General features: G+C 70.0%; 15 protein-coding genes. 4 read left to right on the top strand and 11 right to left on the bottom strand.

Annotation, left to right across the window (positions count from 1 at the left end):
* Positions 1 to 55 precede the first annotated feature (55 nt).
* The gene (locus OG975_RS33195) at positions 56 to 691 is read left to right on the top strand and encodes a GNAT family N-acetyltransferase (RefSeq protein ID WP_406332977.1); all 636 of its coding nucleotides are present in this window, start codon (positions 56 to 58) and stop codon (positions 689 to 691) included.
* A gap of 6 nt (positions 692 to 697) precedes the next feature.
* Here the strand turns inward: OG975_RS33195 and OG975_RS33190 are convergent, their stop codons facing one another.
* The 7 genes from OG975_RS33190 to OG975_RS33160 all read right to left on the bottom strand — a co-directional run bounded on the left by OG975_RS33190 (position 698) and on the right by OG975_RS33160 (position 8,520).
* Positions 698 to 1,327, bottom strand: a complete 630-nt coding sequence (locus OG975_RS33190; RefSeq protein ID WP_406332976.1) for an ADP-ribosyltransferase — start codon at positions 1,325 to 1,327, stop codon at positions 698 to 700.
* Between the two features lie 91 nt (positions 1,328 to 1,418).
* Positions 1,419 to 2,624 (bottom strand): YncE family protein, encoded by a 1,206-nt coding sequence (locus OG975_RS33185; protein WP_406336582.1) that lies wholly within the window; start codon positions 2,622 to 2,624, stop codon positions 1,419 to 1,421.
* Positions 2,625 to 2,629: 5 nt separating this feature from the next.
* Positions 2,630 to 3,475 carry a polysaccharide deacetylase family protein gene (locus OG975_RS33180; RefSeq protein ID WP_406336580.1) on the bottom strand — a complete coding sequence of 282 codons (846 nt, stop codon included), beginning with the start codon at positions 3,473 to 3,475 and terminating at the stop codon, positions 2,630 to 2,632.
* Positions 3,476 to 4,176: 701 nt separating this feature from the next.
* Complete coding sequence (locus OG975_RS33175) at positions 4,177 to 4,761, bottom strand: ATP-binding protein (RefSeq protein WP_406332975.1); 585 nt, start codon at positions 4,759 to 4,761, stop codon at positions 4,177 to 4,179.
* A 231-nt stretch (positions 4,762 to 4,992) separates the two neighbouring features.
* Positions 4,993 to 5,760, bottom strand: a complete 768-nt coding sequence (locus OG975_RS33170) for an enoyl-CoA hydratase/isomerase family protein (protein WP_381257352.1) — start codon at positions 5,758 to 5,760, stop codon at positions 4,993 to 4,995.
* Positions 5,761 to 5,872: 112 nt separating this feature from the next.
* On the bottom strand, positions 5,873 to 7,123 hold the full coding sequence (locus tag OG975_RS33165; RefSeq protein ID WP_406332974.1) for an Ig-like domain-containing protein: 1,251 nt from the start codon (positions 7,121 to 7,123) through the stop codon (positions 5,873 to 5,875).
* A gap of 179 nt (positions 7,124 to 7,302) precedes the next feature.
* On the bottom strand, positions 7,303 to 8,520 hold the full coding sequence (locus OG975_RS33160; protein WP_406332973.1) for an Ig-like domain-containing protein: 1,218 nt from the start codon (positions 8,518 to 8,520) through the stop codon (positions 7,303 to 7,305).
* Between the two features lie 153 nt (positions 8,521 to 8,673).
* Between OG975_RS33160 and glgX the strand changes: the two genes are divergently transcribed.
* The 3 genes from glgX (at position 8,674) to OG975_RS33145 (ending at position 12,906) form a co-directional block, all read left to right on the top strand.
* Complete coding sequence (gene glgX, locus OG975_RS33155; RefSeq protein WP_406332972.1) at positions 8,674 to 10,971, top strand: glycogen debranching protein GlgX; 2,298 nt, start codon at positions 8,674 to 8,676, stop codon at positions 10,969 to 10,971.
* Positions 10,972 to 11,316: 345 nt separating this feature from the next.
* Positions 11,317 to 11,418, top strand: coding sequence for a putative leader peptide (locus OG975_RS33150; RefSeq protein ID WP_406332971.1), 102 nt, complete (start codon positions 11,317 to 11,319; stop codon positions 11,416 to 11,418).
* Positions 11,419 to 11,478: 60 nt separating this feature from the next.
* Entirely contained in the window at positions 11,479 to 12,906 is a 1,428-nt protein-coding gene (locus OG975_RS33145) for a sulfatase (protein ID WP_406332970.1), read from the top strand.
* Between the two features lie 16 nt (positions 12,907 to 12,922).
* On the opposite strand, the gene OG975_RS33140 is transcribed toward OG975_RS33145, so the two are convergent.
* Genes OG975_RS33140 through OG975_RS33125 form a run of 4 tightly spaced genes read right to left on the bottom strand, consistent with a single transcriptional unit; the run spans position 12,923 to position 16,507 of the window.
* Positions 12,923 to 13,579, bottom strand: coding sequence for a response regulator (locus OG975_RS33140; RefSeq protein ID WP_406332969.1), 657 nt, complete (start codon positions 13,577 to 13,579; stop codon positions 12,923 to 12,925).
* The gene (locus OG975_RS33135; protein ID WP_406336578.1) at positions 13,569 to 14,822 is read right to left on the bottom strand and encodes a sensor histidine kinase; all 1,254 of its coding nucleotides are present in this window, start codon (positions 14,820 to 14,822) and stop codon (positions 13,569 to 13,571) included. The genes OG975_RS33140 and OG975_RS33135 overlap by 11 nt, the downstream gene beginning before the upstream one ends.
* A 51-nt stretch (positions 14,823 to 14,873) precedes the next feature.
* On the bottom strand, positions 14,874 to 15,608 hold the full coding sequence (locus tag OG975_RS33130; protein WP_406332968.1) for an ABC transporter permease: 735 nt from the start codon (positions 15,606 to 15,608) through the stop codon (positions 14,874 to 14,876).
* Positions 15,605 to 16,507 carry an ABC transporter ATP-binding protein gene (locus OG975_RS33125; protein WP_406332967.1) on the bottom strand — a complete coding sequence of 301 codons (903 nt, stop codon included), beginning with the start codon at positions 16,505 to 16,507 and terminating at the stop codon, positions 15,605 to 15,607. Before OG975_RS33125 ends, OG975_RS33130 begins: the two co-directional genes overlap by 4 nt.
* Positions 16,508 to 16,619 lie beyond the last annotated feature (112 nt).

The raw sequence follows: 16,619 nt of genomic DNA, 5'->3' as shown, positions 1-16,619 counted from the left end.
CGAGTCTGGGCCTTCCAGTGGGTGGAGACTCAAGCGGCGGGAAACGGTGACGGTCATGGCTGACACCCTGCGGGACATTGTGGACGCGGCGGCCCGTGGAGTCTTTCCTCCGCCCGACGGCCGCACCACCGTCGTACGCCAGCACTCCCCCCGCGACGCCGGTGTCCTGTCCTTCACGGCGCACTCCGTCGTCTTCACCGACGAGGACGAGGGGTGGGTGCGCGAGACGCTGGCCGCCATGGACTGCGACGCGCTCGCGGCGACCATGAACCCACGGTTCCTCGCCGCGCTCATGGAACGCACCGGGCGGTCGAACGACACCATCGACCTGATGAGCGTCGCCGCGCCGCTCCCGGGCGAACCCCCGTTGGCCCTGAGCGAGATCGGCGACCCCGACCATCCCCGGGTAGCCAGTTCCCGCAAGCGGCGCGACGACGTACGGGTGTGGGCCGCGGACGGCGGGGTCCTCGTCCTGGGGCGCGGGATCGCGGGGCGTCTGGAGGCCGCGGTCGAGGTGGAGGAAGGCGTACGGCACCGGGGGCTGGGGCGGGCACTCGCGTCGGCGGCACGGCAGCTGGCCGACGAGCCCGTCTGGGCGCAGGTGGCGCCCGGGAACGCCCGCAGTCTGCGGGCGTTCCAGGCGGCCGGTTACCGTCCCGTCGGAGCGGAGGCGCTGCTCATCGCCCGGTGACCGGGATCAGTGCCAGGGCTCGTAGTTCGGGTTGCTCTCGCAGTCGCTCATGATCTCGGTCTTGGTCTTCTTGTCGACCGGGCAGACGCCGATGATGTACTGGCGCGCGATGCCGCCGGGGAAGGCGACCTCGACCTGGTCGGCCCACTTGTGGGTGTTGCCGATGGTCTGGTTGACGTCCACGCCGCCGGGCGCGTCGATGTAGTAGTTGAAGCCGGACTTGTACCAGGTCTTGTACAGGTCGTGGTCGTACGTCGTCGACACGTACGGCGAGGCCTGGTTGACCAGGACGTACTGCTCGATGTCGTACTGCCCGTTGACGACGTCCTTCGGGTAGAAGCCCTGCTCGAAGACGGTCGCCGGGCCACGGCTGTCGCTGCGGTAGAGCGTGCCGCAGGTCTTGCGCCAGACCGGGTCGGGGGTGATGCGGTCGACGTCCACGCGGCGGTCGGCGGCGGCCTGGACCGGGTCGGCGAACTGGGGACAGGCGGGCGCGGCGGCGGCCTTGATGCCCTTGACGGCCTTGGTGGCCGTCCCCGTGGCGGGAGAGGCGGGGGTCGCGGCGGACGTCGCGAAGACGGCCGCGAGGGAGATGACGGCGGCAGCGGCCCGCCGCCGCAGGCGAGTTGTGATCATGGGGAGCACAATCTCGGTTCCGCGGCGGCGGGTCGTGGATCATCACCCGTACGGCGGCGTGTCCGTCAACCGGGGTTGTCCGACAGGGCTTCTAGCGGAAGATGCCCGTGTGGCCGAGCGAGTAGCGGCCCGGCTGCGGGTACACCGCGAGGCCGTGCGGGCCGTCGCCGACCGGGATGCGGGCGAGCTCGACGCCGGTGCGGGTGTCGATGGCGTACACCTCGGCGTCGTAGCGGCCGGAGAGCCACAGCACCTTGCCGTCGGCGGAGACGCCGCCCATGTCGGGGCTGCCGCCGTCGGGCAGATGCCACTTCTTGGTGAGCCTGTTCTGGGTGAAGTCGAAGATGGAGATCGTGCCTTCGCCGCGGTTGGAGATGTACATCTCGCGCGAGTCGCGGCTGACGTACAGGCCGTGGCAGCCCTTGCCGGTGGGGAGCAGGGTCGGCGTGGTGAACTTGTCGCCGTCCAGGACCCACATGCCGTTGGCCATCATGTCGGCGATGTAGAACTTCTTGCCGTCCGGGGAGATCTTCACGTCCTGCGGCATCGCGCCGTCGAAGGGGAGCTTCTCCTGGCCGATCACCTTCATCTTCTCGGTGTCGACCTTCAGCAGTTCGCCGCTGAACTCGCAGGAGACGATGAAGTAGCGGCCGTCGAGGGAGAAGTCGGCGTGGTTGACGCCGTAGCAGCTGACCGGTTCCGTCTTGACGCGCTTCATCGTGTGCGCGTCACGGAAGACCAGTTCGCGGTCGAGGGAGGCCATCACGATGGCGTACTTGCCGTTGGGCGTGAAATAGAGGTTGTACGGGTCGTGCACCTCGACCGTTCGGCCCGCCCTGCCGGTCTTCGGGTCGATGGGGGTGAGGGTGTTGCCCTTGTCGTTGTTGACCCACAGCGTCTTCATGTCCCAGGAGGGGACGACGTGTTGGGGCTGGGCGCCGACCGGGATCGTCTCGATGACCTCGTACGTCTTCGGGTCGATGACCGAGACGGTGTTGGAGTTGGTGTTGGGGACGTAGACGCGGGAGGGGAAGTCCTTGACCACCGGGGAGAGCCTGTTCGGGCGGTCGGCGGCGTAGACGTCCGTCGGGTCGAGCACGGCGGGCATGCCGGGCAGGCCCTGGACCGGCTTCCTCGTCGTCTTCGTCTTCGGCGGGGCGGGCTGGACGGCGGCGGGCTTGGTGCCGAGGGCCTCGTTCGCGTGGTCCTCGGTCCCACCGCCGCAGCCCGGGAGCGCGGCGAGGGCGGCGAGGGCGGCGCCGGCGATCAGTGCGCGCCTGAGGGGGGTGTGGTGCATCTGCATCAGCTCAGCAGCTCCGTGGTGGTGACCGCGCGCAGGCCGCGGCGGTCGAGTTCTTCCAGGACGGCGGGCAGTGCGGCGACCGTGTCCGCGTACCCGAAGTGCAGGCTCACGATCGATCCGGCGCGGATTTCGCCCATGATGTTGCGGGTGACGGCGGCGGCTCCCGGCGAGGTGAAGTCGAGCGAGTCGACGTCGTAGGAGAGCGTGTGCGGGTAGCCCGCGTCGCGGGCGAGCCGTTCGACCAGGGGTGAGGCGCGGGGCGTGCGGGACGGCCGGAACCAGGTGCCGATCGAGCCGGTGAGCCGCTTGAGGCGGTCCGCGCAGCCCTGGATCTCCGCGACCGCGTCCGCCTCGGACATCGCGTTGATGTCGAGGTGGCGCAGGGTGTGGTTGCCGAGGTCGTGGCCGCCGTCGAGGATGCGGCGGGCGATGTCGGGGTGCTCGTCGAGCCAGGTGCCGACGGCGAGCACGGTGACTCGGGCACCGTTCTTCTCGGCCTCGCCGAGGAGTGCCTTGGCGATGGCGGGGTCGCCCTGGCCGTGGAAGGTGAGGGCTGCTTGGGGGCGGGTGCGGGGGCCGTGGGCGATCACGGCGGGCTGGGCCGGGAAGCGGCGGGGGGTGGGAGCGGGGGGTGTGGTGCGGGGGGACGTGGGCGTGGATGTGGACGTGGTGCCTGTGGCGGGGGGTGCGGGGGCGCTGGGGGGTGCCGGGTGCGCGACGGCGCCTGCCGCGGAGCAGCCGGCGGCGAGCGTCCCCGCGGCGAGCGCGATCCCCGAGCGCAGCGCCGCGCGGCGGTCTGGTGCCGGGCGTGCGACGCGTTCTTCAGACGTGGTCACCCGCACTATTTAAGGGCGAGTTGACCCTAAAAGTGGCGATTGGGCCGAACGGGGGGTGGGTCGGTTCGTCGTTGTGGGTCGGGGCCGTGCCGGTACGTCCAGCCCGTCGCCGGTGGGCATTGCTGCCTGCTGCCACAGCATGAACTTGCCCATAACCACGTATGCGACGGGTTGGACGTACCGACACGGCCCCTTGGGTGCGTCGCCGACTGCGGGTGCGCCGTCGTACCGGGTGAGGGTGGGTGGGGCCCCTGTGCGTCGCCGGATGCGGGCGCGTGTCGGCTGGGGGTGGGCGGTGCCGTGCGTCGAACGGTTCCTGGGGTCGTGTTTTTAGGGGCGCGGGGAACTGCGCGACCAGCCCCCACCGCCCCGCAGACGACGAACAACCTCAGTCCTTTCAGGGGCGCGGGGAACTGCGCAATCTTTTAGGGGGGTCTGGGGGCGCAGCCCCCAGGAACGGGATGGGACGGGTAGGGGCGGCGGGGGCGAGGAACATCCTGGTCGCACCCAGAGGGCCACTTTTGGATCAATCAACCGCGTCTGCGATAGTCAGCGGTGCGACCTCCACCCATTGACCCGGGCCATGGTTGTCGCCGGTGCCGTGGTTCACACCCCAATTCGTTCCACGGTGCCCCCAGGAGCCCCGGCTGCTCAGCGGCCGGGGTTTCCGCGTGTACGGGGGGGGATGGAGAGGGGTGGAGAGGGCGAAGTCAGCGGTCGGCCACTCTCATTTCGAACCAGGTGGTCTTGCCTCGGGGCAGGAGATCCACACCCCAGCGGTCGGAGAGTTTGTCCACGAGGAAGAGGCCTCGGCCGCTCAGGTCGAGTTCCTGGACCGGCATCAGACAGGGGAGACCCCGCGAGGGGTCGCGGACCTCGATACGGATCCAGCCCCGGCGGCGGCGCATCCGGAGTCCGAAGACGCGCGCGCCGGTGTGGCGTACGGCGTTGCCGACGAGCTCCGAGACGAGTAAGACCGCGTCCTCCGTCATCTTCGGCGACAGACCCCAGTGACGCAGGACCACGACCTGCGTGAGCCGCCGCGCGGTGGCCGCGGACTCCGGGCGGGACGGCAACGGCACCTCCGCCTCTGTCGGATTGCCGAACAACTCCAGCGCCTGGAGCGCCCGTTCGTCCTCGACCGCAGGCGTCCAGCGCGCCGCGGTCGCACTCCCGTGCCGCCGCGGCTGTTCGATACCCTCCAGCCCCGCCATGCCCCCATCATGGCCGCCCAGAACGCTCCGCGGGGCCGTTCCGAAGGAATACGCCCCCCGGAACGCCCCATTCCGCACCATCCAGTTGACATATGCCAAAGGCAGTTCGGCGGCTTGGACAGCCCATCTGACCTGGCCGTATTGCTCAGTTGACGGCAATCACCGGACGTCCCCCACAGGGCAGGCTTAAGGTTGCCTTAAGGCTCCCATAAACCGCCCCTTCGGGGGACGCCGGGTAAGACATCGCGTCAACTACAAGTGGATCAGCGGAACTTGGAGAGTGACTTTCAGCTCAGAGGAACCGCTCGCGGCTCAGAGGAACTTCGCCTTTCCCGGGCCCTCCTCCACGAAGCTCCGCATCCCCCGCTCACGGTCCTCCGTCGCGAACAGGCCCGCGAACCAGTTGCGTTCAATGGCGAGTCCGGTCTCGAGGTCCGTCTCCAGGCCCGCGTCGATCGACTCCTTCGCCGCGCGCAACGCGATCGCCGGGCCCTGCGCGAGCTTCGCGGCCCAGGCGTGTGCGGCGGTGTACACCTCGTCGGCCGGGACGACCCGGTCCACCAGGCCGAGCGACAGGGCCTCGTCGGCCTTGACCATGCGGCCGGTGAAGATGAGGTCCTTGGCCTTGGAGGGGCCGATCAGACGGGACAGGCGCTGGGTGCCGCCGGCGCCGGGGATCACGCCGAGCAGGATCTCCGGCTGGCCCAGCTTGGCGTTGTCCGCGGCGATGCGGAAGTCGGCGCACAATGCCAACTCGCAGCCTCCGCCGAGCGCGTAGCCGGTGACGGCGGCGACGACCGGCTTGGGGATACGGGCTACGGCGGTGAAGGAGTCCTGCAGGGCCCGGGACCGTACGACCATCGCGGCGTGGTCCATCGCCTGCATCTCCTTGATGTCCGCGCCCGCCGCGAACACCTTCTCCCCGCCGTACAGCACCACCGCGCGGACGTCCGCCCGGCCGGTGGCCTCCTCGGCGAGCTCCTTGAGCCGGTCCTGGGTGGCGACGTCCAGCGCGTTCATGGGCGGGCGGTCCAGACGGATGGTGCCCACGCCTTCGGCCACTTCGAGATGCACAGTCATGACAGCAGGTTAGTGCGCGTTAACGGGAACGGGCCCGGTGTGCTCAGTCACAGCAGCACACCGGGCCCGTATCCGTATCCGAATCCGAATCCTTATCGGGCAAGCGGGGGATCTAAGCGATCCACTTGTCCCAGGACATGTTCCAGCCGTTGAGGCCGTTGTCCGGGGCGACCGTCTTGTCGTTGGAGTTCTTCACGATCACCACGTCACCGATGATCGAGTTGTCGTAGAACCAGGCCGCCGGCACATCGCTGTCGTAGCCGCCGCGCACATCGCGTACGCCGATGCAGCCGTGACTGGCGTTGTAGTTGCCGAAGGCGCCGCCGCCCCAGTAGTTGCCGTGGATGAAGGTGCCCGAGTTGGTCAGGCGCTGGGCGTGCGGCACGTCCTTGATGTCGTACTCGCCGCCGTAGCCGACCGTCTCGCCGTTCATGCGGGTCACCTTGAGGCGCTCGCTGATGACCATCTGGCCGTTCCAGGTGTCGTAGCCCGGCTTGCCCGTGGTGATCGGGATGGTCTTGAGGACCTTGCCGTCCCGCTTGACGACCATCGTGTGCTTCTTGGCGTCGACGGTGGTGACCTGGCTGCGGCCGATCGTGAAGCTCACGGTCTTGGCCTGCTTGCCGTAGACGCCGGGCCGGCCCTCGACGCCGTCGAGGTTGAAGGTGACAGTGACCTTCGTACCGGCCGCCCAGTACTGCTCGGGACGGAAGTCGAGGCGGTCGTTGCCGAACCAGTGGCCCTGGACGTCGACCGCGGGCTCGGTCTTGAACTTGATGGCCTTCTCGACAGCGTCGGGGTGCGTGATGCCCCGCGTGAAGTGGATTGAGAAGGGCATCCCTACGCCGACCTTGGAGCCGTCGTCAGGCGTGTAGAGGCCGACGAAGGTGTTCTTCGGAGTGAGCGTGGTGAAGGCGGAGTCCTCGGCCGCCTCACGGCCGCCGGAGTCCTTGGCCACCGCGTGGACCTTGTACTTGGTGGCCGAGGCGAGGTGGGTCGAGGGCGTCCAGCTGGCGCCCCCGTCCGTGATCTTGCCCTCGACCGCGTTGCCCTTGGTGTCCTCGACCTTGACCTCGGTCAGCTTGCCCTTGGCGGCGGACACCTTGAGGGCGCCGCTGGTCTTCACATCGGCGGCGCCGTCCTTGGGGGCGATGGTCACCACGGCCTGCGAGGCCTTGGTGTCCGCCGTACTGGAACTGCCGGCACTCTTGCCCTTGCCGTCCCCGGACCCGGTGTCCGAGTCCCCTCCCCCGCCGCAGGCGGTCACGGCGAGCAGCAGGACGCCCAGCAGGAGTGCCAGGATTCCCTTGCCCTTGTGTGTCCGCGCGCCAACCGACGCCCCCGATATCGGTCGCCCGTTCAAAATGGTTCTCCCCTCGCACGGCCTGATCAGGCCCGCACTCCAGCGCGTCCCACGCGCGTATCGCGCTAATTAATCACACGACCTGGAGCGATGGCTCCCCGGGAATGTCACTGTTCAGTCCCAACTTCGGCCGTACGGGGTGCCACTGGAGTGCGTCGTGCGCGTACCCCTATATCGGGCTACTTCACCGCGCCACCCGCTTTCCACTCCTTCCAGCGCATGTTCCACCCGCCGAGCCCGTTGTCGGGAGCGACCTCTTTGTCCTTGCTGTTGACGACCTCGATGACGTCCCCGATGAGGCTGCGGTCAAAGAACCAGCCCGCCGGGGTGTCCGAACTGCCGCCCTTCACGTCCCTCAGGCCCACACAGCCGTGGCTGACGTTGGTATTACCGAAGGCGTCCGGCGCCCAGTAGTTGCCGTGCAGGAAGGTCCCGGAGTCGGTGAGCCGCATCGCGTGGGGGACGTCCGGGATGTTGTACTCGCCGCCGAAGCCGACCGTGCGGCTGTTCATCCGCGTCATCTCCAGCATCTCCATGACGACCATTTTCCCGTTGTACGTCGTCCTCTTGGCAGCGCCCGCCGTGATCGGCACCGTGGCGAGGAGGTCACCGTCGCGGCGTACCTCCATGGTGTGCGCGGCGGCGTCGACGAGCGAGACCTGGCTGCGTCCGACGGTGAACGAGAAGGTCTTGGACTGGAGTCCGTACACCCCCGGTGCCGCCTCGACGTCCCGCAGCCGCAGCGCGACCGTGACCTTCGTCCCCGGCTTCCAGTACTTCCGCGGGCGGAAGTCGAGACGGTCGTTGCCGAACCAGTGCGGGCGGATCTCGACGGCGGGCTTCGCTGTCACCTGGATGGCGCGTTCGACGGCGGCCCGATTCTCGATCTCCCGGTTGAATTCGAGCGAGACGATCATTCCGGTGCCGACAGTGGACCGGTTCTCCGGAGTGACATATCCGATGAACCGCTCACCGGGGACGGCCGTCGTGAACGTCGTGTGCCGTGCCGAGCGCCGCCCGTGCTCGTCGAGAGCCACCACGTCGACGGTGTACTTGGCGGCCAGGGCGAGCCGCGGTTCGTCGGGTTTCCAGGTCAGGCCGTCGTCGGTGATGTGCCCGGGCACCCGGGACTCCTGCGCGTCCTGGGACTTGACGACCTTTACGGATTCCAGCCGCCCATTGGGCACCCGCACCTTGAGCGGCTCGTCGGGGCGTACGCCCTTGCTGGCGTCGCCCGGCGAGACGCGGATGACGTCCTCGGGCGACTGTGGTTTACCGAGCACCTCGTCGATCGGGTTCGAGGTGCAGCCGGAGGCTCCGGCCAGCAGGCCGGCCCAGGTCAGTACGGCGGCCAGCGCGGCCCCTGCGCGCCGCGCGCGCGTCTGTACGTGCTTCACGTGGGGCCCAACGACTGTGCCCCTCTGGGGAAACGTGAGTGCGAGGCACGCTCTGGGCAGAACAGTGGGGAGGACGACGCGATGGGGAGCCGCGGCCGGGACGCCGCATGCCCCTTTTTCGGGTCGTTCCATGAGCCGCGGGAGGCTGAACCGGTGTCTAGCGCACCCGAGCAGGAGGCAGTCCAGGAGGGGCGTGCCGCGGGCGGCGGGCTGCCCGCGCAGTCGGCCGCTCCCGCGCTGAACGGCGCCCGGGCGCCGCACGACGACACCGGAGCCCGGCGGCCGGCAGCGCCCGCCGTGTCCGTGTGGCCGGGCGCCCCGACCCCGCTCGGATCGCGCTTCCGCGTCGGCCCCGACGGCGTCGCGGGCACCAACTTCGCCCTCTGGGCGGGCGGCGCGGAAGCCGTGGACCTGTGTCTCTTCGACGAGCGGGACGGTGAGATCCACGAGACCCGCGTACCGCTCACCGAACTCACCCATGAGATCTGGCACGGCTTCGTCCCCGACGTCCTGCCCGGCCGCCGCTACGGCTACCGCGTGCACGGCCGCTGGGACCCGTGGACCGGCGCCCGCTGGAACCCGGCGAAGCTGCTCCTCGACCCGTACGCCCGTGCCGTCGACGGTGACTTCAGCCTGCCGCCCGAGGTGTACGGGCACGTCCGGGACTGGCCCCAGCAGCAGGTCGCCGACACCGTGCGCGACGACCGGGACTCGGCGCCGTACGTCCCCAAGGGTGTCGTCGTCCACGATGACGACGACTGGTCGGACGACCACCGCCCGAAGACCCCGTGGGCGGACTCGGTGATCTACGAGCTGCACGTGCGTGGTTTCACGCGCCTGCATCCCGGCATTCCGGAGGAGTTGCGGGGTACGTACGCCGGGCTGGCGCATCCGGCCGCGATCGAGCACCTAGTGAAGCTCGGCGTGACCGCCGTGGAGCTGCTGCCGGTGCACCAGTTCGCGCACGAGGACCATCTGCTGCGACGGGGCCTGAAGAACTACTGGGGCTATAACTCGATCGGCTACTTCGCGCCGCACGCCGGATACGCCGCCTCCGGCACGACCGGCCAGCAGGTCGGCGAGTTCAAGCGGATGGTGCGCGCGCTGCACGCCGCGGGGATCGAGGTCATCCTCGACGTGGTCTACAACCACACCGCGGAGGCGGGCGAGTTGGGACCGATGCTGTCGCTGCGCGGCATCGACAACCGGGGCTACTACCGGCTGCAGTCCGATGCCCGCCGGTACGCGGACTACACGGGGTGCGGCAACACCTTGCACGTGGTGCAGCCGCATGTGCTGCGGCTGATCACGGACTCGCTGCGGTACTGGGTGACGGAGATGGGGGTGGACGGTTTCCGCTTCGATCTCGCCGCGGCGCTCGCCCGCTCCATGCACGACGTCGACATGCTGTCGCCGTTCCTCGCCGTCATCGCCCAGGATCCGGTGCTGCGCCGGGTGAAGCTGATCGCGGAGCCCTGGGACGTGGGATCCGGCGGATATCAGGTGGGATCCTTCCCCCCGCTGTGGACGGAGTGGAACGACCGGTACCGGAACGCCGTGCGGGATTTCTGGCGGGGCGCGCTGCCGGACGTTCGGGATCTGGGGTACCGGCTGTCCGGGTCGAGCGACCTCTACGCCTGGGGCGGTCGCCGGCCGTACGCCTCGGTGAATTTCGTGACCGCTCATGACGGGTTCACGCTTCGGGATCTCGTGTCGTACGAGCGCAAGCACAACGAGGCGAACGGGGAGGGGAATCGCGACGGTTCCGACGACAACCGGGCGTGGAACTGCGGGGCGGAGGGGGAGACGGGCGACGAGCGCGTACGGGGGCTGCGGCGCCGGCAGTTGAGGAATCTGCTGACGACGCTGCTGCTCTCCACCGGGGTGCCGATGCTGGTGGCCGGGGACGAGTTCGGGCGGACTCAGCGCGGCAACAACAACGCGTACTGCCAGGACAACGAGATCAGCTGGGTCGACTGGTCGTATCTCGACGATCCCGGGTGGCGGGCGCTGTTCGAGCTGACGTCCCGGCTGATCGCCCTGCGGCATGAGCATCCCGTGCTGCGGCGCCGTGCCTTCTTCTCCGGGCGGGCCCATTCGGCGGACGGTTTGCGGGACTTGGCGTGGTTCACCGCTCGGGGCACGGAGATGACGGAGCGGGACTGGTACGCGCCCGCCGCGACGCTGGGCATGTATCTGTCCGGGCGGGACATCCCTGGGCGGGACGCCCGTGGAGTGCCCGTCGTGGACGACAGCTTCCTCGCCGTGCTGCACGGCGGGGATCGGCCGGTGAGTTTCCTTCTTCCGGGGATGCCTTGGGCCGCGCGGTACGAGGTGGTTGTCGATACGTCTCGGGAGGAGCAGGGGGAGGCTCCGGGGGTGGTGCACCGGGCGGGGGCGGCGGTTACGGTGCCGGCGCGGGCTGTACTGCTGCTCCGGGTGGTGGGGTAAGGGGATTCCTCGCCCCCGCCGCCCCTACCCGTCCCATCCCCCAGGGGCTCCGCCCCTTCGACCCCGGGGGGTTGTGAGCCGGCTGCGGGCGGGTGGGGGCTGGTCCAAAAGATTGCGCAGTTCCCCGCGCCCCTAAAAGGGGCGCGGGGAACTGCGCGAACGGCCCCCACCGGCCCGCAGCCGAACTCTCTTAAGGGGCGCGGGGAACTGCGCAGTCTTTTAGGGGGGTCTGGGGGCGGAGCCCCCAGGTACGGATGGGACGGGTAGGGGCGGCGGGGGCGAGGAACCCGGCGTCCACACCATGGACGGTGGCTTGACCTGCGGGGCTTCTCGCTGGGAGCGTCCATGGTCATGAGGCCCTCCGCTGATCACCCGCGCGCGCTCGTCGCGCTCGTGGAGCGGCGCCACGTCGACCTGTGCCGGCAGTCCAGCGCCATCTGTCGCTGACCGAGCCCGCAGGCTCCTCGCGCCCCCTCTCACTCCTTCTTCCTTCTCCGAGGATCCCCCATGTCCGAAATATCCCGTCGGGCTTTCGGTGGACTGGTCGGTGGCGGTGCCGTGACCGCCGTCGCCGGCACGGCCACCACCGCCGAGGCCACCACCGCCGAAGCCGCCCCCACCGAGCGCCCGTTCCAGGCCCGTACCGCCTCTTCCACATCCGCCCGGCGCCCCAACCTCCTGGTCATCCTGGGTGACGACCTCGGCTGGGCCGACCTCTCCTCGTACGGCGCACCGCACATCAGGACGCCGAACCTGGACCGGCTGGCGCGCCAGGGGGTGCGGTTCACCGACGCGTACTCCGGGTCCGCCACCTGCTCGCCGACCCGGTTCAGCCTGTACACCGGCCGCTATCCGGGCCGTACGAAGGGCGGGCTCGCCGAGCCCATCGCGAACAAGACCCAGGGTCTGGACCCGAACCACCCCACGCTCGCCTCACTGCTGAAGAAGGCGGGCTACTCGACCGCGCTGATCGGCAAGTGGCACTGCGGCTGGCTGCCGGACTACAGCCCCACGAAGTCGGGTTGGGACGAGTTCTTCGGCAACCACGGGGGCGTGCTGGAGTACTTCTCCAAGCTCGGCCAGCTCGGCGACTACGACCTCTACGAGGGGGACGCGACCTACAAGGACCTGCGTTACTACACCGAGGTCCTGACCGAGCGTGCCGTGGAGTACGTCGGCCGGAAGCACGACAAGCCGTGGCTGCTCAACCTCAACTTCACCACCCCGCACTGGCCTTGGCTCAGCGAGGAGGACGCCGAGACCGGTGCCGGGATCGCCGCGAAGATCCGGGCCGCCGGGAGTCAGGCCGAGGTCACCGCCGCGCTCCTGCACAACGACGGCGGCTCGGTGGAGAAGTACACGCAGATGGTGGAGAGCCTGGACGCCGCCGTCGGTGAGGTGCTCACCGCCCTGCGCCGCTCCGGGCAGGAGGAGAACACCGTGGTGTTCTTCGCCAGCGACAACGGCGGTGAGCGCTTCTCCTATCTGTGGCCGCTCAGCGGCGAGAAGGCCTCGCTGCTGGAGGGCGGCATCCGGGTGCCGGCCATCGTGCGCTGGCCGGAGCGGATCGACGGTCACCAGGTCAGTCACGAGCCCAACTTCTCGCCCGACTGGACCGCGACCTTGCTGGAGCTGGGCGGCGCCCGGCCCGACCCGGCGTATCCGCTGGACGGCACCAGCCTCGCGGGCTATCTGCTGCGGGGCGAGGAGCTGCCGGAGCGGGAGCTGTTCTGGCGGGTGCGGGCCAACCGGGCGCTGCGGCGCGGGGACTGGAAGTACTACCAGGACGCGAACGGCAAGGACCATCTCTACGACCTCGCCCGCGACGCCCGTGAACAGGCCGATCTCGCGCCGGACCGGCCGGAGTTGCTCGCCGAGCTGAAGGCGGCCTGGGAGAGGACCGCGGGCGGGCTGCTGCCCTACCCGGCCGCGTAACCGGCCGGTCGCGCGGTCAGCCGAGGATCCCCCGGTCGTACGCCACCGCCACCGCCGCCGCGCGGTCCCTCACGCCCAACTTGGCGTACAGGTGCGTGAGGTGGGTCTTCACCGTGGCCTCGCTGATGAACAGGACGCGGGCGATCTCGCGGTTCGACGTCCCCTTGGCGACCAGGGCCAGCACTTCGCGCTCGCGCGCGGAGAGCGGCTCGTTGCCGGGAGCCTGGGGACTGCGGACCGCGGAGACGAGGCGGGAGGCGACGGCGGGCGACAGCACCGTACGGCCTTCCGCCGCCGCGCGGACGGCGGTGAAGAGTTCGTCGCGCGGGGCGTCCTTGAGGAGGTAGCCGGTCGCGCCTGCCTCGATCGCGGGGAGGGTGTCCGAGTCGGTGTCGTACGTCGTCAGGACCAGCACCTTCGCGCGGGCCGAGCGGCGGGTCAGCTGCGCGATGGCGTCGACCCCGCCGCCGCCGGGCATGCGCAGGTCCATCAGGATCACGTCCGGGTCGAGGGCGGCGGCCCGTTCCACGGCCTCGACGCCGTTGGAGGCCTCGCCCAGGACCCGGAATCCGGGCGCGGACTCGAACATGCCGCGCAGGCCGTCCCGTACGACGGGGTGGTCGTCGACGATCAGCAGGGTGATCGCCTTCCGTGCGGTCGCGTCATCGGTCATCGCGGACCAACGGTACGCGAGCCGAGACCGCCGTGCCGTGCCCCGGTTCGGCCTCGATCGTGAGGGTGCCGGCGATGCGTTCGGCGCGGGCGCGCATGCCGTCGAGGCCGAAGCCGCCGGTGCGGGTGCGTTCGGGGAGGGCGTCCGGGTCGAAGCCTCGGCCGTCGTCGCGGATGTCGAGGATGACCTCGTCGCCCAGGAAGGAGAGGGTGACACCGAGGCGGGTGGCCCGGGCGTGCCGGGCGGCGTTCGACAGGGCCTCCTGGACGATCCTGAGGAGGGTCGCCGCGAGCTCCTCGTGGAGCTGTTCTGCGGTGCCGGTGACGGTGAACTCGGCGCGTATGCCGGTCCGTTCGGCCCATTCGGCGACCGTCTTCTTCAGCGCCTCCGGCAGACCGTCGTCGGCCAGCGCGACGGGGGCGAGGTTGTGCACCGAGCGGCGGGCCTCGCCGAGGCTGTGGCGGGCGAGGGCGGAGGCGCGTTCGAGGTGGGTGCGGGCGATGGTCAGGTCGGGGGCGTTGGCGACGACTTGGAGCTGGGCGATGATTCCGGTCAGGCCCTGGGCGATCGTGTCGTGGATCTCGGCGGCCAGGCGACGGCGTTCGTCGGCCACGCCTGCTTCCCGTGCCTGGACGAGGAGTTGGGCGTGGAGGGCGGCGTTCTCGTCGAGGGCCTGCTGGAGCGCCGTGTTGGCGTGTTCGAGTTCCGAGATGGTCTCGGCCCGCTCGCGGTAGCGCCGTTCCTCCTGCTCGGTGAGGTGGGCGACCGTCGTCTGCAAGCCGGAGTTGGCGACCAGGAGCGCGGCGAACGCGATCCACTGGGGCCCGCTGTTCGGCGGCAGCCCGCCGGACTGCGCGCCGGCCACGGGGATCGCGCTGGCGAACAGCCCGAGCCGCCGCCACTTGCCCGGGATCAGTTCGTCGGCGTCCATGTAGCCGCTGGCCGCGTAGAACGCGAAGAACGGGTTCAGCCAGGTGAGGGCAAAGGCGATCGCCCAGCGCAGGGCGTAGTAGACGGTCCCGCGGCGGGACGGGGTACCGCGGCCCCGGCGGGGCCCGTGCCACAGCTGGAGCACCACCGCGGCAATGAACAGCGCCCCGAACTCTGACCAGTCGGCGGCGGAAACCGACGGCAGGTCACTGGTCGCGAGCGCGAGGAAGGTGCCCACGACGAGCAGACCGTAGGGGCCCCAGGTGTGGAACTGGTCCCACCGCCGTTCGATCTGACGATCCGCCGCGTCCATGTCTCCAGTCTGCACAGCCCCTCCATCCCCCCAGTCTGCACAGCGCCTCGCCTACTCCCAGCGGAACCAGCGCGAGGCGCCGGCCGTCAGGAGCACCGTCCAGGCCACCAGCACGCCCAGGTGCGCCCAGCCCGGCCAGTCCCCCGCCGCCGCCCGGTTCAGGGCCTCGGCGGCGGCGCCGAACGGGGTGTAGCCGACGATCCGGGCGAGCAGGTCCGGCATGGCCTGCACCGGGATCCACACGCCCGCGCAGAACATCATCGGGAAGAACACCGCCGATCCGATCGCGCCCGCGATCTTCGTCGTACGGGACAGCGCGGAGACCACAGCGCCCAGCGCGAGCGCGGCCAGGATCGCCAGGAGCAGGGCGAGGAGATAGCCGTACGGCTGCTCGGGCAGTCGTACGCCGAAGGCGAGGCGGCCCACGGCGAGGGCGCACAGGGCGGAGGCCAGGGCCGCCGCGCCGTAGACCAGCATCTGCGCGGACAGCAGGGCGGACGGGCGTACCGGAGTGGTGGACATGCGGCGCAGGATGCCGCGCTCGCGGTAGCCGGTGAGGGTCTGCGGCATCGACTGCAGCCCGCCGACGATCATGCCGAGCAGCACGGCCACCGGGACGTACACGTCGATCGTGCGCAGGCCGCCCAGATCGGCCTGGTGGTGGCGGAAGGACGGGATCGATCCCAGGATCACCAGCAGCAGGGTGGGGAACAGCAGGATCCAGAAGAGGGCGCCCGGTTCACGGCGGAAGAGGCGCACTTCGGTGCGCAGGACGGCGGTGTTCATGCGGTGACCTCCGTCAGGTCCAGGAACGCGTCGTCCAACGTGGCGTCGGACACGCGGAGTTGGTGGGCCGTGATGTGGCCCCGGGCGAGCAGCGTGATGACCGCGTTGACGGTCTCGTCGGTGCCGGAGAGTGTGATCCGGCCGTCCTTGTGCTCGACCGCCGCGAGTGCGGGCAGCGCGTTCAGGTCACCCTCGTCCAGCGGGGCGGATGGCGTGAAGCTGATGACGGTGGAGCCCGCTGAACGGCGGATCAGCCCTGACGGGGTGTCCAGGGCGGCCACCCGGCCCTGGTCGATCACGGCGATCCGGTCGCACAGGCGCTGCGCCTCCTCCATGAAGTGCGTGACGAGCAGGACGGTGACCCCGCTCGCCCGGACGTCCTCGATGAGCTGCCAGGTGTCGCGGCGGGAGCGCGGGTCGAGTCCGGTGGTCAGTTCGTCGAGGACGACGACGCGGGGGTTGCCGATGAGGGCGAGCGCGATGAACAGGCGCTGTTTCTGGCCGCCGGAGAGCTTCGCGAAGCGCGTGGTGAACCCCGCGGTCAGGCCGAGGCGTTCGGCGAGGGGCTGCCAGTCGGCGGGGTTCGGATAGAAGGCGGCGTACAGCTCCAGAGCCTCGCGGACGGTGAGTTTGGCCTGGAGCTCGCTCTCCTGGAGCTGGGCGCCGAGGACGCGGGCGACCTGCTCGTGGTCGGCGACGGGGTCGAGGCCGGTGACCCGGACGCGGCCCGCGTCGGGGACGCGCAGGCCCTCGACGCATTCGACGATGGTGGTCTTGCCGGCGCCGTTCGGGCCGAGGATCCCGAAAATCTCGCCCTCCTCGACGGCGAAGGAGACATCGTCGACGACGGCCCGGCCGCCGTAGGACTTGCGTAGTCCGCTGACTTCGATGACTGACATGTTCCGAGGGTCCCGGGGAGACGGCGGGCGGCACATCGGCCATCGCGCTCGAAGCGGCATCAGCCGATCGGTTGATGCGGCGGTACGACCTGCCGATCGACCTGTGATGGGA

Origin of the sequence: Streptomyces sp. NBC_00203 (genome assembly GCF_045206325.1) — a bacterium.
GTDB classification, from domain to species: Bacteria; Actinomycetota; Actinomycetes; order Streptomycetales; family Streptomycetaceae; genus Streptomyces; species Streptomyces lutosisoli.
Note: the sequence above shows the minus strand (reverse complement) of the source record. Positions and strands in the feature narration are given on the sequence as shown.

Bases quoted from the DNA above. Each gene is read 5' to 3' on its own strand.
- OG975_RS33195 (WP_406332977.1), top strand. From the start codon at position 56: ATGGCTGACACCCTGCGGGACATTGTGGACGCGGCGGCCCGTGGAGTC.
- OG975_RS33190 (WP_406332976.1), bottom strand. From the start codon at position 1,327: ATGATCACAACTCGCCTGCGGCGGCGGGCCGCTGCCGCCGTCATCTCC.
- OG975_RS33185 (WP_406336582.1), bottom strand. From the start codon at position 2,624: ATGCACCACACCCCCCTCAGGCGCGCACTGATCGCCGGCGCCGCCCTC.
- OG975_RS33175 (WP_406332975.1), bottom strand. From the start codon at position 4,761: ATGGTGCGGAATGGGGCGTTCCGGGGGGCGTATTCCTTCGGAACGGCC.
- OG975_RS33170 (WP_381257352.1), bottom strand. From the start codon at position 5,760: ATGACTGTGCATCTCGAAGTGGCCGAAGGCGTGGGCACCATCCGTCTG.
- OG975_RS33150 (WP_406332971.1), top strand. From the start codon at position 11,317: ATGGTCATGAGGCCCTCCGCTGATCACCCGCGCGCGCTCGTCGCGCTC.
- OG975_RS33145 (WP_406332970.1), top strand. From the start codon at position 11,479: ATGTCCGAAATATCCCGTCGGGCTTTCGGTGGACTGGTCGGTGGCGGT.
- OG975_RS33140 (WP_406332969.1), bottom strand. From the start codon at position 13,579: ATGACCGATGACGCGACCGCACGGAAGGCGATCACCCTGCTGATCGTC.
- OG975_RS33135 (WP_406336578.1), bottom strand. From the start codon at position 14,822: ATGGACGCGGCGGATCGTCAGATCGAACGGCGGTGGGACCAGTTCCAC.
- OG975_RS33130 (WP_406332968.1), bottom strand. From the start codon at position 15,608: ATGAACACCGCCGTCCTGCGCACCGAAGTGCGCCTCTTCCGCCGTGAA.
- OG975_RS33125 (WP_406332967.1), bottom strand. From the start codon at position 16,507: ATGTCAGTCATCGAAGTCAGCGGACTACGCAAGTCCTACGGCGGCCGG.